Here is a 24,056-nt window from a genome sequence, read left to right as displayed (position 1 = left end):
TTATAAAGGAAGCGTAGCCAGTTTGCACTTTTACTTAATACTAACAATATCTTTGTCGCCGATGGATACCTTTCCCGGCTTCTTCAGGGTGACCGCAGAGCCTTCAGGCAGATTCGAGAAAATAACCGGCGAAATCACCGAAGGCGCATGGGCCTTCACATACTCCAGGTCAACCTCCATAATCGGCTGTCCGGCGGCGACGAGATCGCCTTCTTCCACCAATACGGTGAAGCCTTGGCCTTTCAGCTTAACCGTGTTGACGCCGATATGCACCAGTACTTCCTTGCCGCCGTCGGACATAATGCCGATTGCATGCTTGCTCGGGAATACATTAAATACTTTACCATTGACTGGAGAAGCGATCTTGCCGTCAGAGGATAGGAACGCGAATCCGTCACCAGTCATCTTCTGCGAGAATACCGCATCCGGAACCTCTGTGATATCCAGCAAATCCCCGTTTACCGGTGATACGATATCTTCGGGAATAATCGCCTCGCCCGCTTCACCCGCCTGCTGCTCTAACTCAGGCTGCGGAGTTGCATCCACTGGAGCGGCCGCCGGAGTTCTGCCGGCGATAACATCCTGAATTTGCGATTTGATCGTATCGGATCGGGTGCCGAAAATGGCCTGTACATTATTCCCCACTTCCAGTACGCCGGAAGCGCCCAGCTTCTTCAGCCGGTTCTTGTCGACATTCGTTTTCTCCTTGACCTCTACCCGCAAGCGGGTAATGCAGGCGTCGAGATGAACGATGTTCTGCTGGCCGCCAAGAGCGGCAAGAATATTACGCGGAAGATCGTCCCCTGCGGTGGATATCGCCGCCGCATTTGAATCCGCTCCATCGGCGTCATCCTCAACTACATCTTCGCGTCCCGGCGTCTTCAGATTGAACTTACGGATAACGAAACGGAATCCGAAGTAGTAGATGACAGCGATGGCAAGACCGACCGGAACAACGAGCCACCAAGAGGTACGGTTCGGAATGATGCCGAACAGCACATAGTCGATAAATCCGCCGGAGAAGGTCATGCCGATCTTGACGCCCAGAATCTGCATAGTCATGAAGGACAGACCGGCGAACACGGCATGTACGGCGAACAGCATCGGAGCAACGAATAAGAATGAGAATTCCAGCGGCTCGGTAATCCCTGTAAGGAACGAAGTCAGGGCCGCAGATACCATCAAGCTGCCCACGAGTTTTCTGTTCTCTGGTCTGGACTCATGATAAATAGCCAGAGCCGCGGCAGGGAGACCGAACATCATGAATGGATATTTACCGGTTGTAAAAGTACCGGCTGTAAAGGGTACGCCGTCACGGAGCTGCTGCATAAAGATGCGTTGGTCGCCCCGGACCAGGTCGCCTGCCTTATCGACATAGCTTCCGAACTCGTACCAGAACGGTGAATAGAAGATGTGATGCAGGCCGAACGGAATCAGCGAGCGTTCGATCAGACCGAAGATAAACGCCGACAATGTCAGGTTTGTATTGATCATATTCTGGGACAAGTAGTTCAGTCCGTGCTGGATTGGAGGCCAGATCACAGTCAACGCCAAGCCCAGAATCAGGGAAGTTACGGCTGTCATAATCGGTACGAAGCGTTTGCCGGCGAAGAAGCCAAGATAGGAAGGAAGCTCGATTTTGAAGAAACGTTTGTACATGGATGATGCCAGTATACCGACGAGAATACCGCCGAACACCCCGGTTTGCAGCGTTGGAATCCCGAGCACGCTGGAGTAGGCGAAATCCCCCTTACTCAGCACGTAGCTGTTGATTCCGAGCACCGTTCCCATCGTCACGTTCATGACGAGAAAACCGATGATGGCCGCAAGGCCCGCAACGCCCTCGCCTCCGGCAAGCCCGATGGCTACACCTACGGCGAACAGCAGTGACAAGTTGCTGAACACGATTTGGCCCGAGTTCATCAATACGTTGGCGATGGCTTGAACCGTATGGTTCTCCAGAGCGGGAACGTATTGCAGGAAGTCCGGGTTGACCAACATGTTGCCGATACCCAGCAGCAGACCTGCCGCCGGAAGAATGGCAACCGGAAGCATTAGCGCTTTACCGACTCTTTGTAAGACGCCGAAAAGCTTTTTAAACATAAAGTTTCACTTCCTTTGGACGATTATGGCTACAAGCAAAACAGAGAACAAAAAAGGCATGAGCGTATACAGCACACCCGTTGTTCTCTAACTCTAAAGTTAGATTACCCCAACTAAGGGGAATACAACCAAGATACTGTAAATCACTCATGCCTGATCGAATCAGTTACACGTTAGTATTCTGTTTTGCTTATTAACAATGTTTATTCTAGCACCAATTATTTCATCTTGCAATATATGCCTTAAAAATGCCACAATCGGCCAAACGTGTGAAGGATGCCGGGACGGGCGCAGCTCTAGTTCATCCGGCTTCATCCTCTTTTTTCTGGGCAAGACGCTGTAAATGAACGGTCAGGTAACTGACTTCCGCCGGATATACGGTCAGGTGCATACGCCGCTCCATCACCTTCGTCAGCTTCCAAGCGAGCGCATACATTTCCGGATATTCGCGTTTCATCAAGCTGTCAAGCGAAGAGGTCTCCTTGACTGCCTCGCCTCGGCGCAGCCGTTCCAGCACAAACCGCAGGTGGGTAACAAGCCTGGAGTAATCCAAGGAATCTCTGGGAACACGGTACTCGAGACTAATCTCGACAAGATTGACCAAATCTCCGATCAGCTGGGAATGCTGCTGGAGCTCCGCTACACTGCTGTTGCTAAGCGCGCTATGAATGTGCAGAGCGACAAACCCGATCTCGTCGACAGGCATCGTTACGCCCATAGCCTTGTTGATTTTAGCGATAGCGTACTCGGCCATGGCATATTCCTCGGGATAAATCTCTTTGGTCTCATATAAAAAAGGATTATGAAGGGCTACATCCTGCTCGTACCGCCGAATGGCGAAGGAGATATGATCTGTAAGCGCAATATGAATATGCTCGTTGACCGGCTGCCGGCTGCGCTGCATAATGTATAGCACGATTTCCTGAATGATTTCAATCAGCTTCTCATCGACCTGCGGCACAAGCTCTTTATATTGTTCCTGCTCTTGTTGGTTTCGGAGAATGAACATCTTTTCCACGGCAGATAAATTGATCTGATCGCGGCTCTTACGATTAAACCCGATTCCCTTGCCAATCACGACCACTTCGGCATATTGGGGATGGTCGGCGATGATAACATTATTATTCAGCACCTTGGCCACAGTTATGCTGCTCACGTGTTACACCTCTTTATTATCCATATCCTTATTTCTGACAGCAGCCAAAATGGAAACGGCACGGTTAAATTATACTTGCGCTGTCCCCCAACATCAAGAAATCTATAGTTAAAGAGAGCAAATTATGAAGCAGATGTGTCCATTCATCATCGAACCCGGAAACGCCGGCAGGCACCCCGATTGCCTCCGTCTAAAAAACGCCGGTCTACAGCTTGTCTAGATGCTCAAAATAAGCTTTTGCCAGCTGCTGATCTAAATTCGGAGCACATGGGGGTAAAAAAAGAGCTGTTCCGGAAAAATCCAATTGCGGACCTTGCGGAACAGCTCTGATATTAAATAACTGCTTAATCCTCTTGCGGTTTCACCGGGGCGGGCGTGGCCTGGGCCGGAACAGCCGTCGGCACTCCTCCAGAGGGTTGTGTGCCGATCTTCGTCAGCCCCTTAATCAGCCCTTCCACATCGATACCCGAGACGCTCTTTAGCATTTCCGGCGCCGTCGCCATCAGCCCGGTCACATAATTGCTGACACGGGCCGCGCCCTCGCCATTTCCCGTATCGACCACCGTCAACTTATCGATGGACGACAGCGGCTCCGCAATACGGCCCGCCAGTTCCGGCAGCATCTTGACGATAATGTCGAGAACAGCCGCTTCGCCGAATTTCTGGAAGGCCTCGGCCAGCTTCTCCTTCGCTTCCGCTTCGGCCAGACCCCGCAGACGGATAACCTCGGCGTCCGCCGTACCTTTGGCTCGCTCCGCGTCCGCGATGGCCTGGCCTTCGAGCCGCTTCTGTTCCGCGGTCGCTCTGGCCTGTGTCTCGATGCTGTACTGCTCCGCATCGGCTTCCCGCATCTTCCGCGCCTTCTCGGCTTCCGCCGCCTGCTCCACCGCATAGCGGTCCGCTTCGGCTTTCTTTTTCACTTCCGCATCGTACTGCTTCTCGCGGATCTGAATTTCCTTCTCCTGCAGATCGATTTCCCGCATCTTGCGGACGAGTTCGACCTTCATCTGCTCCTCCACCGCCGTCTGCTTGGCGCGAGCCTCCTGAATATGATAGGCCTGATCGGCATCCGCCTTGGCCGTGTCCTGGTCCCGCTTGAAAGCAGCGATCTTCAGCTGATTGTCGCGGGAAGCCTCTGCTATATTCGTATCGCGTAAGAGCTCCGCTTTCTGTCCCTGCTCCTCGGCGCTGGCCTTTTGAATCCTCGCATCACGAAGCGCTTCCGCTTCGGCGATCTCCGCATCCCGCTTAACGGCGGCGATCCGCGGCTTGCCGAGCGCTTCCAGATAGCCGTGCTTATCCCGCACGTCCTTGATCGTGAACGAGACGATCTGGAGTCCCATCTTCTTCAGATCGCGCGCCGCCACACCCTGCACCTCTTGAGCAAAGCGGTCGCGGTTACGGTATACTTCCTCAACTGTCATCGTTCCCAGAATGGCGCGCAGATGGCCTTCCAGCACCTCCTGAGCCTCCGCCTTCAGCGATTCAATCGGCTTGCCCATAAATTGCTCGGCCGCCGTTGCGACATCCTCCACCGAACTCCCCACTTTTATGATGGCCACGCCGTCTGCGATTACGGGGACTCCCTGCTCGGTATAGACCTCCGGGGTCGTCACATCGAGCTTATGCGACAGCAGCGACATGAATTCGGCCTTTTGGAATACCGGCAAAATAAAAGCGCCTCCGCCGCGCACAATCTTAATTTTCCTGCCGGAGCCGTCGTCGGAAATATGGTTGCTGCCCAGAAAGGAGCCGGTCACAATCATCGCCTCGTCAGGGCCGACCGTTCTGTAGCGCGCCCAAAAGGCCAGGCCAAGAACAATCAAGACAGCAATAACTACCACAGGGATTAATAAAAAATCAGGCAAACCAAACAATACAAATCCTCTCCTCTTCGTTATTCTAGTTCGGATACGAACGCGACGCCTTCGCTGACCTCTACGACAACCACTTTGGTTCCGACAGACAACGGGCAGCGGTCAAAGCTTGAGGCCGTATGCAGCGTGTTCGCGGCGCCGAATTTCACCATAACCTCCCCAAAGCCCTGCGCGGGAACGGGAACGGTGATTTCGCCGATTTTGCCGGGAAGCTCGCTCATGGAGAAGCCGGTCGACACTTCGCTTTTGTCCATCGGCTTCACGAAGCCCATATACAGCAGCATGCTCATAAAGAAGGATATCAAAAGAGACAGGATCAGAACCGCCCCGTCCTCAAGCCCGCTGTATCTGCTCAGCAGAATCCCCGCCCCGCCAAAAACGGTTATTCCACCGGCCAAAACCGAGGGGCTCAGCACATCGAAGGACAGAAAATCCAGCATTCCTCCAAGCGCATGCCCGATCAAATCACCTGCCAGCAAACTGACTATGGCAAACAAAATTCCCAGCGCCAGACAGCTTAAGTACAGTGTGTGCATATCCTTCTCCTCCCGCCCAGGCTATCCATATTAGGTTAAACGTGATAAAAGGCCGTTTAGTTTCAAAAATCTGGATTTTCCTCCATATTGCAATGCTTCAGGAGCAGCTTACTCAAAATATCTTAACAGCGCATTCTCTTGGCTTTGTCGCATGCTGGGGCGCTATTGGTGTATGCCAGGTAAGATTTACATCCTAAAAAAGGGCAGCGGCTTAGCCGCTGCCCTTTTTGCCTGCTTCCTTGCTGTCTTGCTTAGCTTCATACTCTGTTACAACGACATGGTGTAGATTTCAACCGTATCTTCCCGCTTAAGCTTGCGGAAGTTCCCGAACGGACCGAAACGGATCGCCTTGTCCGCCATTGCATCGATATGGCTTGCGTCAATATCGTAATCCGCCAAACGGCTCGGAGCGCCGATGGAATCCCAGAAGCGCCGCAGGGCTTCGATGCCTTCAAGGCCAACCTCGCGGTCGCTTTTGCCGGAAGGATCGACGCCGAACACGTTCACTGCAAGCTGGCGGAACCGCTCAGGGCCTGCATCCAGGTTGTACTTCATCCACTGCGGGAACAGAATCGCCAAGCCGCCGCCATGCGGGATATCGTACACAGCCGAGACGGCATGCTCAATATTATGTGTAGCCCAGTCTCCGGCAAAGCCCATGCTCACCATACCGTTCAGAGCCATTGTGCCGCTGTACAGAATCGTCTCACGCAGCTCATAATTCTCAAGGTCGTTTACCAGTTTAGAGCCGGCATCCATCATGGTCCGCAGCAGCGCTTCACAGAAGCCGTCCTGAACAGGCGTGTTGCCATCCGTGTGGAAATAATGCTCCAGGACATGCACCATCATATCTACAACGCCGTACACGGTCTGATCTCGGGGCAGAGAGAAGGTCAGCTCGGGATCGAGAATGGAGAATGCCGGGTATGCGTAAGGGCTGCTCCAGCCTATTTTTTCCATTGTGGCTTCATTCGTGATTACCGAGTTGCTGTTCATCTCCGAGCCTGTCGCCGCCATTGTCAGGACGGTGCCGAGCGGCAGCGCCCCCTGCGGAGCCGCCTTACGCACTGCGAAATCCCACATGTCGCCTTCGTATTTCGCGCCCACGGCGATTGCCTTGGCGCAATCCAGCACGCTCCCCCCGCCAACCGCCAGAACCAGCTCGATCCCTTGACTCCGGCATAGATCGACCCCTCTATGTACGGTAGACAGGCGCGGATTCGGCTCAACTCCAGGGAGCTCCGTTACATTCGCGCCGATGCCTTGAAGCAGCGCGGTTATCTTATCGTATAAACCGCTGCGTTTAATGCTGCCTCCTCCATAGATAAGGAGTACATTTTTTCCGTATTTAGGGATTTCGGTAGTCAGTGCTTCTAGGGTTCCTTTCCCAAAGATCAGCCGGGTTGGATTATAAAATTGGAAATTACGCATTGGTTATGCCTCCATAATTTAGGATTAGTGCTGCATCTCTATATTATAAGCCCCTAACTTTTACCATACAAATTAGCGGAGAGTACGTGCCTGATTCCAAGAAAAAAGCCGGCTTCCCCCTAAAGAGAAACCGGCTATTTCAAAAGCCTGCCGCGCATTCAGACCGCGCCAAAGCTAATGATGAAGTTCCGGAAAGCTTCCCGGCCTTCAGACGAGCATTTAAACACGCCCGCATGCTCCAGAATTTGCGTGAATTTGATGCCGACCTCGTTCCGGACCGTCCGGACGGCCTCCTCGCGATCCATTACTGTGCCGAATCGTCCGGTCAGCTCCGCGATCCAGTCCGCATGCTGGGCAAGGGGATGATCCGCGCCGCTGCCCAACGCTTCGAGCTCCGCCGCGTTGCCGGCGAGAATATCTGCGACTCTATCCAGCTCATTCTTCAGCCGCCCCGGTAAAATCGCCAAGCCCATGACTTCGATGAGACCGATATTTTCTTTCTTGATATGATGCATCTCCCGGTGCGGGTGGAAAATACCCTCGGGATGCTCCTCGCTGGTTCGGTTGTTGCGCAGCACCATATCCATCTCATAGCCGCCGTCTTCGCTGCGGCGGACAATGGGGGTGATCGTATTATGGGGCTGCCGCTCGCCGCCGGCTTCCGAGAAGGCCAGAATATCGGCCGCAGGGTCGCTGTAGCTTTTCCACGCTTCGTAAAGATCGTCAGCGCATTCCAGCAGGATATCCGGATTCTCCCCATTCAGACGGATAACCGACATCGGCCATTTGACCAGTCCCAGGTCAACCCCCGGATACTTCGGATGGTTAAAGCTTTGTTCAATAGGAGCCTTTTGCAGCGCAAAGGTATGGCGGCCTCCCTGAAAATGGTCATGTGTCAAAATAGAGCCGCCCACAATCGGAAGATCCGCATTGGAGCCGATAAAATAATGCGGGAATTCGCTAACGAATCCCAGCAGCCGCTTCAGCGTATCCTTCGTCAGCTTCATCGGCACATGATCGTGATGGAATACGATGCAGTGCTCGTTGTAATACACATATGGCGAATATTGAAAGAACCATTTCTCGCTATTCAGTTCAATCGGGATCGCCCGCAGGTTCTGGCGGGCCGGATGGTTAAGCCGTCCGGCATAGCCGACATTCTCCCGGCAGAGCAGGCATTTCGGGTATATGGGCGGCGGAAGCAGCCGCGCCATGGCAATTTCCTTCGGATTTTTCTCCGGCTTGGACAGATTGATCGTCATCTCCAAGTTCCCGTATGGCGTAGGCTGCAGCCAGTAGACGTTCTTCGAAATGCGGTCCATGCGGATATAGTTGGAATCAATGCTGAGCTGATAGAACCGGCCGGTTGCGGCAGCAACACCTTGCTCGCCGCTCAGCCGGTAAAACTCCGCGTTCACTTCCGATGGACGGGCCAGCAGAAGGCCCATGATCTTGGCATCCAGCAGATCCCGGTAAGTGTCGCTGTTCTCCGGAATCAGCCCGATTTCAAAGCCGTAATCGATCAGAACATCCAGCGGAGCCTGCGGGCCCTGCAATTCCGTATCATCGACTTTCCCGGTATAAGGCTCGCTGAATCTGAACTGCTCCAGCAGCAGATTGCGGCTGTAATCGATATCGGCGGGTTCGATTAGACGCCGGCGCGATGCGAACAGCACGAGTTGTTCAATGGCGTGCAGCGCCTGGTCGGCCCCGGAAGCCGTTGTATTTTTTTCGATAACCATGATGTTGTTCTCCTTTATACCAGGTGTCATCTCCATCGGCTTCATCAGGCTTCTCCGTACCCTTGCGGATGAGACGAATGCCAATTCCAGGCGCTGCGGATGATTTCCTTCAGATCGGCGCGCGACGGATTCCAGCCCAGCACGCTGCGGGCTTTATCGGAGGAGGCCACAAGCACGGCGGGGTCGCCCGCGCGGCGCTCCTGAATGACAACCGGAATGTCAAGGCCGGTCACTTCCTTGGCCGTCTCGATCACTTCCTTGACGGAAAATCCCAGGCCGTTGCCGAGGTTGAACACGCTGCTTTCGCTTCCGCTGCGCAGATAAGTTACAGCCCGGACATGGGCGTCCGCCAGATCGCTGACATGGATATAGTCGCGTATGCAGGTGCCGTCCCCAGTCGGATAGTCGTCGCCGAAGACCGCGATACTCTCCCGCTGCTTCAGTGCGGTCTGGAGAACGAGCGGAATCAGATGGCTCTCGGGACGATGATCCTCGCCGATTTTACCGCTGGCATGCGCCCCGGCGGCATTGAAGTAGCGGAGCGCCACGTATTTGATCCCAAGCACTTTATCGAACCACGACATCATCCGCTCCATCGTCAGCTTCGTCTCACCGTAGACATTGGAAGGCTGGGTCCGGTCCGTCTCTTCGATCGGTACCTTCTCCGGTTCGCCGTAAGTTGCCGCGGTGGAGGAGAACACGATTTTGTTCACGCCCGCCTTTTGCATGCCTTCCAGCAGACACTGCGTGCCATATACGTTGTTATCGTAGTATTTTACCGGGTCTTTCATGCTCTCGCCTACGAGCGAGCTTGCGGCAAAATGAATGACTGCTTCAATCTCGTTCTCGGCAAACAGCTTGGCCAGCAGCTCCTTGTCTCGCAGATCACCTACGTACAGCTTGCCTCCGAGAAGGGATTCCCGGTGCCCTGTTACCAGATTATCCAGCACCACAACCTCTTCACCGAGGTCAAGCAGCTCCGCTACCGTGTGGGAGCCAATATAGCCCGCTCCGCCCGTCACCAATATAGCCATATCACTTCACTCCTTCCAGTTCTCTAACCCCGTTGCCGATGCCGCATACGTAAAATTCGCCCGTAAGGCCCGTTCTTTCCTTATAGGCTTTGCCCACTTCGGCAATAAAGCGATCGATATCGTCTTCATGCACCAGCGAAACGGTGCAGCCGCCGAAGCCCGCGCCCGTCATCCGCGAGCCGAGCGTACCGGGAATGCGCTGCGCCTCCTCGACCATAACGTCCAGCTCGGTGCAGCTTACTTCATACAAATCGCGCAGTGAAACGTGAGAGTCGTTCATGAACTGTCCGAACTGCTTCAGATCATTATTTTTAAGCACCTGTACAGAGTCAAGCACGCGCTGGTTCTCTTCAACAACATGGCGCGCGCGCCGTCTGACTGTTTCATCGGCGATTTTCCCTGCATGCCGTTCGAATTCGTCCGGCTTCAATTGCGCCAGGAATCCCAGGGAAGGGATTTCTTCACGCAGCGCGGCGAGCGCCTCGTCGCACTGCTGGCGGCGTTCATTGTATTTGGAATCCACCAGCCCCCGGCGCTTGTTCGTATTGCCGATAACGAGTTTATAAGAACCGGTTAGGAAAGGCACCAGATCATATTCCAGCGTATCGCACATAAGCAGAATGGCATGATCCTTTCTGCCGTTGGCGACAGCGAACTGATCCATGATGCCGGAGTTTACGCCGACGTATTGATTCTCGGCGCGCTGGGACAGCAGCGCGATTTCCACCGTATCGGTATCGCCGCCCTCCAGCGTCAGGAAAGCAAAAGCTGTAACGACCTCGATGGAAGCCGAAGACGACAAGCCCGCACCGTTAGGGATATCTCCATGGAAGAGCAGGTCGTACCCCTGCGATACGGGGTGTCCTTTTTTCTTCAGCTCGACCATTACGCCAATCGGATAGTCCACCCATTCGCCGGTCTTTTCTCTGCCGATTTCGGTATAATCAATGGATAATTCATATGGAAAATTAGTTGAAGCGAACGTTACTTTACCGTCGGCACGCGGCCGTACGATCAGTGTCGTGCCAAATTCCAGCGCCGCTGGCAGAACATAACCCCCGTTATAATCGAGATGCTCTCCGATCAGATTGACCCTGCCCGGCGCATAGAATACTTTTTCCTCCAGGCCGCTTGTTCCGTATTTTTCAATGAATGCTGCATTAAGCTCTTGTATACTCATTGGTTCGCTCCACCCTTTCGCCGCTTATCCTGACTGGACTGAATATTCAGATGCTTCATGCTTATAGTATAATAAAATGGTGCTTTGCCTGTAATGCAATCATGTGTGTAATGTATGGATAAATGTGACTTTACCCTAGCATCAGAAAGAAAGGGATTTGCGGATGGAACAAACCTATTCCGTGGCCTCCAACCCGGTCTATTACGAGGAGCAGAGCCTTCATGTACTGTTCGCCGGAGAAAGCCAGACGCCGCCGCTGCACCAAGTCGGACCGAAAATCTACGATTATTTCCTGCTGCACTGCATTGAAACGGGAGCAGGCGCATTCCGCACGGAGCAGCGCACCTATGAGCTTGGACCCGGCGACTGCTTTCTCATTCAGCCCGGCCAGCTGGTCAGCTATGTATCCGACCTTGAGCGGCCGTGGAGATATAGATGGGCGGCCTTTTCCGGGACGGATGCGGGCAGGCTTGTACGCGAAGCCGGCTTCTCGCCCGAACAGCCGGTGGCGGCGTGCGGCAACAGAAGCGTCATTCCAGAAGCGCTTGCCGGAATTATGAAGACTTTCTACGCAGGGCGGGAGAGCGGTCACTTGACCTCGCTTGGGTTTCTCTATCTGACACTGGGGGAAGCGTCAGAGATGCTGAAGGACCATTCGCGCCTGCCGGGAAAAGATTCGCAGGTGAAGCGGACCGTCAAGCAGATGATTCACTATATGTCCTCCCAGTACGCTCATCCGGTCTCAATTGAACAGATGTGCGCCAGCCTTGGCTATAACCGGGCTTATCTGTCGCGCATTTTCAAAGAGGAAACGGGGCTGTCACCTGTTACCTATCTGCTCAAGCTGAGGATCGACAAGTCTCGCCAGCTGCTGCGCGAGCGGCCCGAACTGTCGGTGGAGCAGGTAGCGGCATCGGTCGGATTAACGGACGCTTTATACTTCTCCCGCCAGTTCAAGCGCTTCTGCGGCCAGTCGCCGACAGCTTACCGCGCCGTCACGGCGCGGCAGCAGGATCACTAGCCGAGCCTTACCTGCTAACCGTCGTTCTCGGTCTTCAAAATAATCTCGATCCGGTCCAGCTCTTCATCCGTGAATTCGAGATTGGACAGCGCCGCCACGTTCTCTTCGATCTGGCTTACACGGCTCGCGCCGATCAGCGCGGAAGTGACCCTGCCGCTCCGCAGCACCCAGGCCAGCGCGAACTGCGCCAGGCTCTGGCCGCGAGCCGCGGCCATCTGGTTCAGCAGCCGGACCTTCCGCAGCGCCTCCGGCGTAATCCGGCTTTCGTTAAACGCGGCCGAAGGCTTGACCGCTCTGGAATCGCCCGGAATGCCGTTCAGATATTTATTCGTCAGCAAGCCTTGCGCGAGCGGCGTAAAAGCGATGCTTCCGGCTCCATGCCGCTCCAGCACATCCTGCAGCCCATTCTCTATCCAGCGGTCCAGCAGCGAATACCTTGGCTGGTGAATCAGCAGCGGGGTGCCGAGATCCCTGAGTATGGCAATAGCGGCTTCCGTCTGTTCGGCGGAGTAGTTGGATAATCCGGCATACAGAGCCTTGCCTGAGCGGACAGCCTGGTGCAGCGCCCCCATCGTCTCTTCCAGCGGCGTCTCGGGATCGGGCCGATGCGAATAAAAAATGTCCACATAATCCACCCCGAGCCGCTTCAGACTTTGGTCCAGACTTGACAGTACATACTTTCGCGAGCCCCATTCGCCATACGGCCCCGGCCACATATAGTATCCGGCCTTGGTCGAAATTACCATTTCGTCACGGTACGGCGCCAGATCCTTGGCAAGCACGCTGCCGAACAATTCTTCGGCTGAACCGGGGGGCGGACCGTAATTATTGGCCAAATCGAAATGGGTGATCCCTAGATCAAACGCCCGGGTTATCATTTTCCTTCCGTTCTCATAGGAGTCAATACCGCCGAAATTGTGCCACAGCCCAAGCGAGATGGCCGGAAGCTTTAATCCCGACTTCCCGCAGCGGTTGTACCGCATCACCTCATACCGCTCGTCGCTTGCCACATATACCATGCGTATCCCTGCCTCTCGGTCTGGTATCCCTTGCTCAATGACTTTTAATGTTCGGAGCAGTCCGAATATTTTATTCTTAAACTGCCGCAGGTTATTATAATCACCGCATACACGAAGACGTGGAAGCCGTCAGCCCAGCATCTCGCTTATTCGGTCCATCGCCCACCCGATCCGATCGGTAATGATCAGGTCCGCACGCGTATCATAGGACGTCGGTTCGCCGTTGAGCAGCGCTGTATGATTGCCTTGAAAATATTGAATAAGACTGGCTGCGGGCTGCACGGTCAGCGAAGTGCCTCCGATGATGAGCAGATCGGCATTTGCAATCGCCTGGACGGAATCGGTCAGCACCTTATGGTCCAGCTCTTCCTCGTAAAGCACAACGTCCGGCTTAATGATGCCGCCGCATTCAAGGCAGCGGGGAACGGTCTCTTCACTGCCGGTAATCGCATCCAGCCCGTAATAACGGGAGCAGCTCATACAGTGGTTGCGGTGTACGGACCCGTGAAGCTCCAGCACGCGCCGGCTGCCCGCTTTCTGATGAAGCCCGTCGATATTCTGCGTCACGACCGCACTAAGACGACCCTGCTGCTCGAGGCGGGCAAGAAGCTGGTGAGCGCCGTTCGGTTGAGCATCCGGATGAAGCATTTTGCCCCGGTAAAAATCAAAAAAAATGTCCGGCTTAGATATGAAGAAGCTGTGGCTCAGCATTTGCTCGGGCGGATATGGCGAAGATTTCTCCGACAGATACAGTCCCGCCGCGGAACGGAAATCAGGAATGCCGCTTTCCGTCGATGTTCCGGCTCCTCCGAAAAAGACGATACGGCTGCTTTCCCGTATCCAGGAAGCTAAGGTTTGCAATGAATCCATAACTTGTAATCATCCTTTCTGGTGTTAAGTCACATTGAAACGGTAAGCTCGGTAAAGTCGCGGACGACGGTATCGGCGTCCGCCAAATGCTCCGCCGTTCCCGCCGCCGATGATATCCCGATCGCTAGGCGCAGGCCCGCTCCCCTGCCCATCTGCATATCGGCGTTGCTGTCGCCAATGACGACGGTCTCTTCAGGGAGCGTCCCTAGCTCCCGGCAGGCGGCTTCGGCCATTTCCGGAGCCGGTTTGCCTTTGACCACTTTGTCCCTTGTCACCACCGCGCCGAAATAACCGGAAATGCCGAGCCATTCCAGATGCTCGGCCGTCGTATGCGATTCATCCGACGTTACCACTCCCAGCCGAAGCGAAGCCTGCGCGCACTGCGCAAGAAAGGGCAGCAGCCCGGGCAGGGGCCTTGCTGCGCGGCGCTCGCGCAGCTCGTTCATCGCATCCTTGGCAATGCCCATCACCCGCACTATCGCGTCATTCCAGGGAACGCCTGCGGCGTAGAGCTGCCAGGCCAGAATCCCGTAGGTCTGCTCCACCGTGGCCATCGGGAGCGGTCCGCCGGGATCGTACCCGGTGATCCGGCCTTTCGCATCCTGCACGGTGCCCAGCAGCAGGTTCTTATCCCCTGTAAAGTCCGCGCCAATCAGCGCCATTTGGGTCTCCATATCCCGAAGCACGGACTCCGCCCATGTTCCCCACATTTCCATCAGATCAAGCAGTGTGCCGTCCTTGTCAAACAGGATGGCTTTGCAGGGCACCGAAATGCCGTTCACATGCAGTAGAGGCACCTTCGCTTCTCCCTTCTGTCCTTATGTAGTTCAACCTCGCGTCTGTCCCGGATGCCGCAGCCGAAGCTGCCTTGACCCGTCTAGGGACTAACGCAGATTACTCATCCAATCAAGCAGCATCCGCACCGTTTCAGCCTGCTGCTGATTCTCGGAAATCGACGCCTCTCCGTCCCCCTTTTGCGAGCCATAGCTGCCGAACTGGGCGTGATTGCCTCCTTCAAGCGAGTAGTACACGGTGTTGTCCGGCAGATAGGCTCTGCCCTCAAGATATTTCTTGCGGTCCAGAACCTTGTCCTCGGTGCCAAGTACCGACAGCGCCGCCAATGTCGTCGTCTTCAGGCTCCCTTTCTCATCCGGATAGGAGGCCAGAAAGAACACGCCTTCCAATTCGTCCGGGTGGCTCGCGGCAAACCGCGAAGCCATAACGCCCCCCAGCGCATGACCGCCAAGGATAAAGGACAGCTTGGGATGCACGCGGATAATATCCTCGGCCGCGTCGCTCCGGGTTACCGCGAGATTGAGCGGCATGCGGGCGATATAGACCGGATGTCCGGCTGCTGCCAGCCGTCTGGCCAGCGGCGCATAGGCTTCGGCCTCGACCAGGTCGCCCGGATAGAATATAATGCCTGTCATTCTCGCAGTGGAAGGCTCGAAAGAAATCCAGTTGTCATTCCGCTCAACGAGGATTCCCCTGCCGGAGACGAGGGCGCCTTCGGCCTGGCCTTCCGGGGTGTAAGGCTTCAAATAGAACCAGAGAGCCCCCACCGCAGCCGCGCCAAATGCCAACAATATAATGAGACCGCGCTTCGTACGTTTTTTATTCAAGATGTCCACTCCCAGGTATACCGCATACGTCCTTTAATTCTTAAGGAAAATTATAGAGGAATCGATACACGCAAACAACCTTCAGCCCTTGACGCAGCAGGGTCTTATGGGTAGTGCTTTCATGCATTTATTGGTGATAAACTTAACATCGCCCGGTAGAAAAACCCGGCTCTTTGTGATAGACTCTACTAATAGGAAAAACCGCTATTATTATAGAAACGGCGCCGGCCACCCTCTTTCTCATAGAGCTGGACCCTGTTCTTTCTATAAACCGCGGCTTCGCGGCTCTTCAGAGAGCAGTGCGTTAATGCGGCAAAATATTGGAATTGCAATTGAATAATAAGGGGGAACTTTTAAGTATGGCAGCCAAGAAAATGCGTTCAGACATGATCACAAAAGGCTTCGACCGGGCTCCGCACCGCAGTCTGCTGCGGGCAGCCGGCGTTAAAGATGAGGATTTCGGCAAACCGTTTATCGCGGTCTGTAATTCCTATATCGATATCGTGCCAGGTCATGTGCATCTCCAGGAATTTGGCAAAATCGTCAAGGAAGCAATCCGCGAAGCGGGCGGCGTTCCTTTCGAATTCAATACGATCGGCGTGGACGACGGCATTGCGATGGGACATATCGGCATGCGCTACTCGCTGCCCAGCCGCGAGATTATCGCCGACTCCCTGGAAACGGTCGTATCCGCGCACTGGTTCGACGGCATGGTCTGCATCCCGAACTGCGACAAAATTACGCCGGGCATGATGATGGGCGCGCTGCGCGTCAACATCCCGACCATCTTCGTCAGCGGCGGGCCGATGAAGGCCGGCGTGGACAGCAAAGGTCGCAAGCTGTCGCTGACTTCCGTATTTGAAGGCGTAGGCGCCCACCAGGTCGGCAAAATCAACGACGCGGAGCTGCTCGAACTCGAACAATACGGCTGTCCGACCTGCGGTTCCTGTTCCGGCATGTTCACCGCCAATTCCATGAACTGTCTGGCCGAAGCGCTGGGCCTCGCCCTGCCGGGCAACGGCACAATCCTGGCCGTGGCGGAAGAACGCAAGGAATTCGTGCGGCAGTCCGCCAAGCAGCTCATGGAACTGATCAAGCTTGATCTGAAACCGCGCGACATCGTGACGAAGGAATCGATCGACAATGCGTTCGCACTCGATATGGCAATGGGCGGTTCCACCAACACCGTGCTGCACACGCTGGCACTGGCGCAAGAAGCCGGCATCGAATACCCACTGGAGCGGATCAACGAAGTGGCCAATCGCGTACCGTACCTGGCCAAGCTGGCCCCCGCTTCGGACATCTTCATCGAGGATGTGGACCGTGCGGGCGGCGTCAGCGCCGTGCTGAACGAGCTGCTGAAGAAGCCGGGCACACTGTTCGGTGAGTGCATGACCGTTACCGGAAAGACGCTGGCCGAGAATGTCAGCGGACATGAAATCCAGGATACGAGCGTTATTCATAAGCTGGACAATCCGTATTCCCAGGTCGGCGGATTGTCCGTCCTGTACGGCAACCTCGCTCCGGAAGGCTCGATTATCAAGGTTGGCGCGGTTGACCCGTCCGTGGGCGGCTACCATAAAGGGCCGGCCATCTGCTTCGACTCCCAGGAGCAGGCGCTGGAAGGCATTGCCGGCGGCAAGGTCAAGGAAGGCCACGTCGTCGTTATCCGCTATGAAGGTCCGAAAGGCGGACCGGGCATGCCGGAAATGCTCGCCCCGACCTCGCAGATCGTCGGCATGGGCCTTGGCGCCAAGGTCGGACTGATCACCGACGGCCGCTTCTCGGGCGCTTCCCGCGGCATCAGCATCGGCCATATCTCGCCGGAGGCGGCGGAAGGCGGACCGATCGCTTTTGTCCGTGACGGCGACATCATCGAGCTGGATCTGAATAACCGCAAGATCGAGCTGCATGTCAGCGATGAGGAGCTGGAAGAACGCCGCAAAGACTGGAAAGAGTTCGAACCAAAGGTGAAGACGGGCTACCTGGCCCGGTACTCCAAGCTTGTAACGAACGCCAGCAAAGGCGGCGTGCTGAAAATCTAGTTCCGAACAGCCGAAACCAAAGGTCGTGCAATAACAACAATAAGCCCGGAGGGTGATTCGTCGACTGACGATGCCTTCCGGGCTTTTTTTCGCAGATTTACGTGATCAGCTCTCAACCTCGCCGGTTGCGATTATATCCTGGTACCAATAAAAGCTGTCTTTCGGCGTACGGGCAAGCGTAGCATAATCCGTATGAACGAGACCGAACCGCATGCTGTACCCATAGGCCCATTCGAAATTGTCAAGCAGCGACCAGGCAAAATATCCTTTGACCGGAATGCCATTCGAGATGCAGCGGTGAAGCTGGAGCAAATGCTTGTGCAGATAATTGACCCGCTTCGTGTCCGCTACGATTCCGTTGTCCGGCTCGTCGTTGTAGCAGGCCCCATTCTCGGTAATATAGATTGGAATGTCGCCGTACCGGCTCTGAATATAGCTTAGCACTTTGTAAAAGCCTTCCGGATAAATCGGCCAGCCGATATCCGTTCGGTCATAGCCCATCTCCACCGGCTCGCACGCCGTAAGGCCAGCGCTTTCATCGTACCTTGCCAATGATCCGGAATAATAGTTGATGCCCAGGATATCGATCTTCTCGTGAATAAGCTCCATATCCCCTTTTTGAATCGGCACCTCCGCCCCCTTCTCACGGAACCATTTTACCAGAAAAGACGGGTACTCGCCCTTAAACACCGGGTCCATGAACCACTCCACATACAAGCCGTTCTCCCGTTTGCAGGCTTCGACATCCTTCTTTCGGCTGCTGTAAGGCTCCATCCAGGTCACATTGGGCGCATAGCCGATCTCTCCCGTTAGGCCCGATTCACGAAATTTCCGTACCGCGCTGCCGTGGGCAAGCAGCAGATGATGGGCGACGGTAACGGCGGTCTGCAAATCCGTATTGCCTGGTGCGTGGGTTCCCTGGTAGTTGGAAAGAAACGACACACACCAAGGCTCGTTAATCGTCAGCCATTTCTTGATTTTGCCACCCAGGCTGCGGAACAGCGTATCGGCATAGGCGGCAAATGCATCCACCGTATCCCTGTTCTCCCATCCTCCCGAATCCTGGAGAGATTGCGGCAGATCCCAATGATACAGCGTGCACACAGGTTCGATTCCATTCTCAAGCAGAGCGTCAACGAAAGTATTATAGAATTCAAGTCCTTTGGCGTTAAGCTCTCCCGTGCCTGCCGGAAAAATACGCGGCCATGCGACGGAGAACCGGTAAGATGTGATTCCGAGTTCCTTCATCAGGGCGATATCCTCAAGATAACGATGATAGCTGTCGCAGGCGACATCCCCATTGTCCATGCTGTCTACCTTGCCCGGAATGCGGGAAAACGTATCCCAAATCGACATCCCTCTGCCATCTTCATTGTAAGCCCCTTCAATTTGATATGCAGCGGTTGCCGCACCCCAGACAAAATCTTGTGGAAACTGTACGGTTCTCATTGGTATGACCTCCTATTGGAATTAGGCTGACAAATAATACGCCGACACTTCTATATTACATTTTTGGAGACTCAATGAGAATGCTATTTATTGGTTTTTTGAAAGATGTCCATAAATCAGCCGTACAAAGCAATAAAATGACGGCGGACGCAGCTTGGTTCGGGATAAAAGAAGGCCCTTCTTCCGGCAAGACGCACCAGGTACCGCCGCAGCGAACCGGATCAACGTCTGCAAGAAAAAGAGCCTGCTCAGTCGTCAGAAGAATTAGTGGGCATGAGCGCCAGGAAATTCCTCCGCCGCCATACCATCCTCAAGTACCGTAACGGTCTCCTGCGGCTTGCGCAGCTTCGTTCCGGTACACTTTTTTCCATAATGATCAAGCAGCTGCGACACTGGCATCAGGATCATCTTAGGGACGAGCGCCTCGCTGCGTTCTTTCAGCCGGGCTCCGCCAGCCGGGTGAATGACGCTGAGAAGGATGCTGAGATAGAACTTTGTAAGGCTGGTAAACAGTCCCTCAGGCAGATCTTTGACGGTAAAACCGAATTTCTCCGGCCCCCGGTTAATCATGGTGACACCATACAATGCCTTCGCTTCCGCGAGCGATTCGTCACCGGCGATAATCTCGGCGAGAACCGGCAGATCCTTATCCATCCGCCGGATCATCCGGATCGCAAGTTGGGCTGCGGAACGGGACTGTATGCCGAGCTCGAAGAGTTGCCGGTTATCGACATGAATCTCAATGATGCTGTCGCCCTTGCTCAGCGTCATCCCGCGGTCCAGCGAAATCGTCTGGCCCTGGTATTCGCGGAGACGGTAATGCAGAAACGGCAGATTTGGCGTTACGGTCCGCAGGCGGAGCATGAGCCGGAAGCACCGCTCCCAAGTTAGCCATATCCCGACGAGCAGCCGCTTGCCAAAAGACATCCGGGAGATCGGCGATTTCTCCGCAGCCTTAATCATATCGTCGATCCGGATGCTGCGCAGACCCTGATTCTTGGCTTCTTCCAGAGTGCGTTCGAGTGCAGACAACATTTGCTCCGGCGCCTCGGGATCGGCCCCCAGCGTCAAGCCGCAGTCATGCAGCAGCATGACTTCACCGGGACCCAGGCGGGCCAGCATTTTTTCCGTCAGCCGCTCCACTCCAAGATTCTTACGCCAATCGCCGAACATCGCAGACCACAGTACAATTTTGACATGATGGCGCTTCGAGAAGTCGAACAAATTGACGATACCCCATGGCGGACGGTAGTACGTGCTGCGCTCGCCGGTAATTCCGTAAATAATATCGTTGGTGCGCTGAATTTGCTTACGGACCGTGCTGGGACGCATCAGCCAGTTGCTCTTGTGCACGTAGTTATGAATACCGACGAGATGGCCTTCGGCATGCATGCGCCGAATCAGCTCGGGGTGCTGCTCCGCATGAGAACCGATTACAAAGAACGTAGCCTTGGCATTGTACTTGCTGAGCAGATCAAGCAGCATTGGCGTATACTTCGGATCAGGCCCATCATCGAATGTGAGGGCAAACTCCTGTACCCCGATCCCTCTTCGGAAGACGCGGTAACCGAAGATCCGGCTGATAATGCCGGGAACAAAAGCATAAAATGTTGAGATGTAGAACAACCAGAGCAGCAAAGTCTGCATTTTTCTTCCCCGCTTTTCTCCAGAGTAGACTTTAGAGCCGCTCTTACGTCTGCCAGCTGCCAGGCGGAATGCGGCCAAAGTGAGTATCTTCCGCCTATGTGCGGACGTGAAATCAAAACATCACCCCCTATATTACCACAGCTGTCAAAGAAAAAGACGGTTTTTTGGTAAAATCGTGTACAATGGAATACAGGCTGGTGAAAGAATGAATTCAAACTGTAAAGGAGTCGTTAATCCATGCTGCCTCTCTATAAAAAATACTGGCGTACCTTTTTCGATATCGGGCTGCTCGTTCTAACCGTCTACCTGGTCATGCTCGCCTTCAGCAAGCTGTACCAGCTGGCCGCTCCCGTGTTCCTCTCCTTCTTCGTGTTCTTGCTCATTGAGCCGCTGGCGCGTTTCTTGAACCGCAAGGGGCTGCCCAAGTCGTTCGCCTCCGCGGTCTCCGTGCTGCTGTTCCTGATCCTGCTGCTTGGGACGCTGTTCGGCGCGGGGCTGCTGATCGCATCGCAGGCGCTGCAGTTTCAGGATACCCTCCCCCATTATACATATGTAGTGCAGCAGCATTTTATGGAGCTTACCACTTGGCTTCAGCAGAAAATCGAGAATCTCCCGCCCAATATGACCGAGAAGCTGAACGGTTATTTCAAAAGCGCCACCGATCTTCTGTCAAGCTGGCTTATTATCTTCTTCAGATATATGATCGGCGTTCTCGGCACGTTCTCGTCATTTATGGCCAATTTCGGGGTCGCCATTATTCTCGCATTTTTTCTCAGCATGGAGATCAAGGATTGGCGGCGAATCGCGCATGACAAAATGCCGAAGACGTTCAAGACGGCCTACCGTTTCCTGCAGGGCAACGTCTTTAAAGCCATCGGCTCCTATTTGAAAGCACAGCTGATCCTGATTTCGATTACATTCGTCATTGTGCTGGCTGGCCTGTTCATCCTGAGGTCCGGAAATGAACTGACGATGGCACTCGTCTGCGCGGTGTTCGACGTGCTGCCGCTGCTGGGCGTGTCGACGATTCTAATCCCCTGGATCATCTATCTCTTCATCATCGGCAACACTCCGCTTGCGGTCGGGCTGATCATCCTGCTGGCCGTCGTCCTGATCGTCCGCCAGCTGCTTGAGCCGAAAATTACCGGCAACTCCATCGGCGTCTCCTCGGCGTTCCTCATGCTGTCCTTTGTCATCCTGTCGACGTCGGCCTTCGGCATGGCGGGACTGATTCTGTCGCCGATCCTGCTGATTCTGATCAAAGAGCTGCTGCAGCAGGGCTATCTTCAGCAGTGGATTTCCCTCCCGCAGGAGGAATTCATCGTGTCTCCGTTCGCTTATAACGACGGGAACGAGGCTGCGAGAGACGGTTCTGCCACAGAAGGCGATGCAGGCATCAAGCATGAGGGGACTCGGCCAGAAGGTTCATGACCTCGCCGAACAATCGGGTCGCGGTGTGCGGGCTATCAGGAGCCGCGTTCTTGACCAGCACGGCAACCGCATATTTGGGCAGCTCGGCCGGACCGAAGCCGATGAACCATTGATGGTTGCGCAAAGCGCCCTTGACCATAGTCTGCGCCGTGCCGGACTTGCCCGCAAGCGCCCAGCGTGCGCCGCGCAGGGACTGGCCGGTGCCTTCCGTCACTACCCGGCGCATCCAGGACCGCAGCAGCTTCGCGGTGCGCTCCGAGATGCGCCCCTCGGCGGCGGGCGCCAGATGCGGGGGCAGGTCCATCAGCTTCTGCCCATTGGCGAAATCGACCTCACGCAGAATGCGCGGCGCGCGAACCTCGCCGCCGTGCAGCAGCGTGACGATCAGGTTCGCAGCCTGCAGCGGCGTCACTCTGGCGTCGCGCTGGCCGATGGCCGTCTGCACCCGGGCTCCCCCGTCGCCCGGGAGCAGCGTCCGAAAGACGGTTCCGCGCTGTTCGCCTTGGAGCGGCTGCAATAGCGGCAGGCCGAGAATCTGCTCCTGCCGCCAGCCGATGTCCCTGCCCATCCCCAGCGAGAGCGCCGCCGCCTGAAGCTGACCGGCGGTCAGCCTCTCCGCAAGCGAGGCGAACACCGTGTTGCAGGACAAGGCGAAGCCCTGTTCCAGCGTCAGCGCGCCATGCCCGTCCTCCTTATGGCAGGACAGTCCGTATCTGCCGTAGGCTCCGTGGCAGTGGAACACTTCGCCTGGCGAAGTCACGCCGGCCTCCAGCGCGGCAGCGGCGGTGACGATTTTGAAGATCGAACCGGGGGCCACAGCCTGAAGCGCCCGGTTATTCCATTCTCCGCCCTGCGGAGAAATGTCCTCCGGGTCGTAGAACGGCAGCGACACCATCGCCGTTACATCGGCGGATTCCGCGTCCAGCACGACGACCGCGCCTTCCTTCACCCCGTCCCCCTGTGCCAGCTTCTCGATGCCTTCCTGAAGACGGCGGTCGATGGTCGTGCGGATCGACAGCGGATAATAAGGATTGGACGGCGTCCGCACCGTCAGTCCGGTGCCTGGAAGACGCTTCCCCTGCGCATCGACTCTAGCATATACCTCGGTATGTCCGATCCCGTGCAGCAGGGGCTCCAGCGTCTTCTCAAGTCCAGTCGTTCCTTCCAGCGGTACCCGGAGATCCGAAGGGTTACTCTTTTGAACGAATGCTCCCTTGACTCCTTCCTCTCCTTCCGGTTTCTTCGGTACAGCTTCGGACAAATGGCCGAGCCACTGCCGCCCCGTAAGGCTGCCGCCCGGCCTGCGGGCAAACGGCATAACCCGCACGCCGTCAACGCCAAGCCTGCTGATTTCGTCCGCCTGCTGCTGCGAAAGCGCAAGCGGCCCCCCGTCGGACTTTACGGGCCATAGGAAAGGCTGTGCCAGCTTCTCTCTTTTTGCCTTAAGCTGTTCATAAGGTACGCCGAGGACCGCCGCCAGCCGGCGAAGGGAAGCGGTGTCCCCGCCTCCGTCCGCCCGAGGCTTTCCGCCCTCCTGCGGAAAAAAAGCCACCGTCCAGACCGTTTCTCCGGCCAGCGGCAGACCATGGCGGTCATACAGACGCCCCCGCCCGGTATCAAGCACAATCTCCCGTTCGCTCTGAATCTGCGACATTTTGGCAAGCGGGTACTGCCCTCCCGGAACCTGACGCCCGCTCATAACGAACTGCAGCCAGGCGAGGCGCAGCGCAAGCAGAGTAAAAGCGGCGGCTAGAAAATAGATGGCGGCAATCATTCGTTTGTTACGCTGATGACGTTTTTTCTGCATCCTTCTGCCTCCGGACCGAAATTTTCCCTATTATGCCCAGTATGCGAAATAAGATGCTTAATTTGCGGATGATATACGCAAAAGAG

At 55.3% G+C, this 24,056-nt stretch carries 18 protein-coding genes; 3 read left to right on the top strand and 15 right to left on the bottom strand.

Translation table 11 applies throughout. The features are described from left to right. Window positions 1–30: 30 nt before the first annotated feature. The 8 genes from ptsG to VK70_RS04780 form a co-directional block, all read right to left on the bottom strand. Window positions 31–2,103 carry a glucose-specific PTS transporter subunit IIBC gene (gene ptsG, locus VK70_RS04815; RefSeq protein WP_025699763.1) on the bottom strand — a complete coding sequence of 691 codons (2,073 nt, stop codon included), beginning with the start codon at window positions 2,101–2,103 and terminating at the stop codon, window positions 31–33. A 301-nt stretch (window positions 2,104–2,404) separates the two neighbouring features. Then, the gene (glcT, locus tag VK70_RS04810; protein WP_025699765.1) at window positions 2,405–3,259 is read right to left on the bottom strand and encodes a glucose PTS transporter transcription antiterminator GlcT; all 855 of its coding nucleotides are present in this window, start codon (window positions 3,257–3,259) and stop codon (window positions 2,405–2,407) included. Window positions 3,260–3,603: 344 nt separating this feature from the next. After that, a complete protein-coding gene (locus VK70_RS04805) occupies window positions 3,604–5,127 on the bottom strand; it encodes a flotillin lipid rafts scaffold protein FloT (RefSeq protein ID WP_046724084.1) in 1,524 nt (507 codons plus the stop codon). Between the two features lie 29 nt (window positions 5,128–5,156). Then, a complete protein-coding gene (locus VK70_RS04800) occupies window positions 5,157–5,672 on the bottom strand; it encodes an NfeD family membrane protein (RefSeq protein ID WP_025700798.1) in 516 nt (171 codons plus the stop codon). Window positions 5,673–5,939: 267 nt separating this feature from the next. Further along, complete coding sequence (locus tag VK70_RS04795; RefSeq protein ID WP_025696446.1) at window positions 5,940–7,103, bottom strand: iron-containing alcohol dehydrogenase; 1,164 nt, start codon at window positions 7,101–7,103, stop codon at window positions 5,940–5,942. Window positions 7,104–7,261: 158 nt separating this feature from the next. After that, window positions 7,262–8,845, bottom strand: a complete 1,584-nt coding sequence (locus VK70_RS04790) for a UDP-glucose--hexose-1-phosphate uridylyltransferase (RefSeq protein WP_025696448.1) — start codon at window positions 8,843–8,845, stop codon at window positions 7,262–7,264. A 44-nt stretch (window positions 8,846–8,889) separates the two neighbouring features. Further along, window positions 8,890–9,879, bottom strand: a complete 990-nt coding sequence (gene galE, locus VK70_RS04785; RefSeq protein WP_025696450.1) for a UDP-glucose 4-epimerase GalE — start codon at window positions 9,877–9,879, stop codon at window positions 8,890–8,892. A gap of 1 nt (window position 9,880) precedes the next feature. Then, window positions 9,881–11,059: a galactokinase gene (locus VK70_RS04780; protein ID WP_025696452.1), complete on the bottom strand. Its 1,179-nt coding sequence runs from the start codon at window positions 11,057–11,059 to the stop codon at window positions 9,881–9,883. 163 nt (window positions 11,060–11,222) lie between these two features. On the opposite strand from VK70_RS04780, the gene VK70_RS04775 reads away from it, so the two are divergent. Next, the gene (locus VK70_RS04775) at window positions 11,223–12,080 is read left to right on the top strand and encodes an AraC family transcriptional regulator (protein WP_025696454.1); all 858 of its coding nucleotides are present in this window, start codon (window positions 11,223–11,225) and stop codon (window positions 12,078–12,080) included. A gap of 14 nt (window positions 12,081–12,094) precedes the next feature. On the opposite strand, the gene mgrA is transcribed toward VK70_RS04775, so the two are convergent. The 4 genes from mgrA to VK70_RS04755 form a co-directional block, all read right to left on the bottom strand. Then, window positions 12,095–13,099 carry an L-glyceraldehyde 3-phosphate reductase gene (gene mgrA, locus VK70_RS04770; protein ID WP_025696455.1) on the bottom strand — a complete coding sequence of 335 codons (1,005 nt, stop codon included), beginning with the start codon at window positions 13,097–13,099 and terminating at the stop codon, window positions 12,095–12,097. Between the two features lie 129 nt (window positions 13,100–13,228). After that, complete coding sequence (locus tag VK70_RS04765; RefSeq protein WP_025696456.1) at window positions 13,229–13,969, bottom strand: NAD-dependent protein deacylase; 741 nt, start codon at window positions 13,967–13,969, stop codon at window positions 13,229–13,231. Window positions 13,970–13,998: 29 nt separating this feature from the next. After that, window positions 13,999–14,766 (bottom strand): HAD family hydrolase, encoded by a 768-nt coding sequence (locus VK70_RS04760; protein WP_025696458.1) that lies wholly within the window; start codon window positions 14,764–14,766, stop codon window positions 13,999–14,001. Window positions 14,767–14,853: 87 nt separating this feature from the next. Further along, on the bottom strand, window positions 14,854–15,600 hold the full coding sequence (locus tag VK70_RS04755) for an alpha/beta hydrolase (protein WP_233277770.1): 747 nt from the start codon (window positions 15,598–15,600) through the stop codon (window positions 14,854–14,856). A gap of 350 nt (window positions 15,601–15,950) precedes the next feature. Here VK70_RS04755 and ilvD point away from each other — a divergent pair, with 350 nt between their 5' ends. After that, the gene (ilvD, locus tag VK70_RS04750; protein WP_025696463.1) at window positions 15,951–17,636 is read left to right on the top strand and encodes a dihydroxy-acid dehydratase; all 1,686 of its coding nucleotides are present in this window, start codon (window positions 15,951–15,953) and stop codon (window positions 17,634–17,636) included. 105 nt (window positions 17,637–17,741) lie between these two features. On the opposite strand, the gene VK70_RS04745 is transcribed toward ilvD, so the two are convergent. Together VK70_RS04745 and VK70_RS04740 are read right to left on the bottom strand one after the other, a co-directional pair. Then, window positions 17,742–19,085 carry a GH1 family beta-glucosidase gene (locus VK70_RS04745; protein ID WP_025696465.1) on the bottom strand — a complete coding sequence of 448 codons (1,344 nt, stop codon included), beginning with the start codon at window positions 19,083–19,085 and terminating at the stop codon, window positions 17,742–17,744. 264 nt (window positions 19,086–19,349) lie between these two features. Further along, complete coding sequence (locus VK70_RS04740; protein WP_025696467.1) at window positions 19,350–20,732, bottom strand: polysaccharide deacetylase family protein; 1,383 nt, start codon at window positions 20,730–20,732, stop codon at window positions 19,350–19,352. A 237-nt stretch (window positions 20,733–20,969) separates the two neighbouring features. Here VK70_RS04740 and VK70_RS04735 point away from each other — a divergent pair, with 237 nt between their 5' ends. Continuing rightward, on the top strand, window positions 20,970–22,163 hold the full coding sequence (locus tag VK70_RS04735; protein ID WP_025696469.1) for an AI-2E family transporter: 1,194 nt from the start codon (window positions 20,970–20,972) through the stop codon (window positions 22,161–22,163). On the opposite strand, the gene VK70_RS04730 is transcribed toward VK70_RS04735, so the two are convergent. Beyond that, complete coding sequence (locus tag VK70_RS04730) at window positions 22,129–23,970, bottom strand: peptidoglycan D,D-transpeptidase FtsI family protein (protein ID WP_052755979.1); 1,842 nt, start codon at window positions 23,968–23,970, stop codon at window positions 22,129–22,131. The genes VK70_RS04735 and VK70_RS04730 overlap by 35 nt on opposite strands. Window positions 23,971–24,056: the final 86 nt, after the last annotated feature.

The organism is Paenibacillus durus ATCC 35681, assembly GCF_000993825.1.
Taxonomy (GTDB): Bacteria; Bacillota; Bacilli; order Paenibacillales; family Paenibacillaceae; genus Paenibacillus_AQ; species Paenibacillus_AQ durus_B.
The sequence above is the reverse complement of the archived record's forward strand: the minus strand, read 5'-3'. Positions and strand labels throughout refer to the sequence as shown.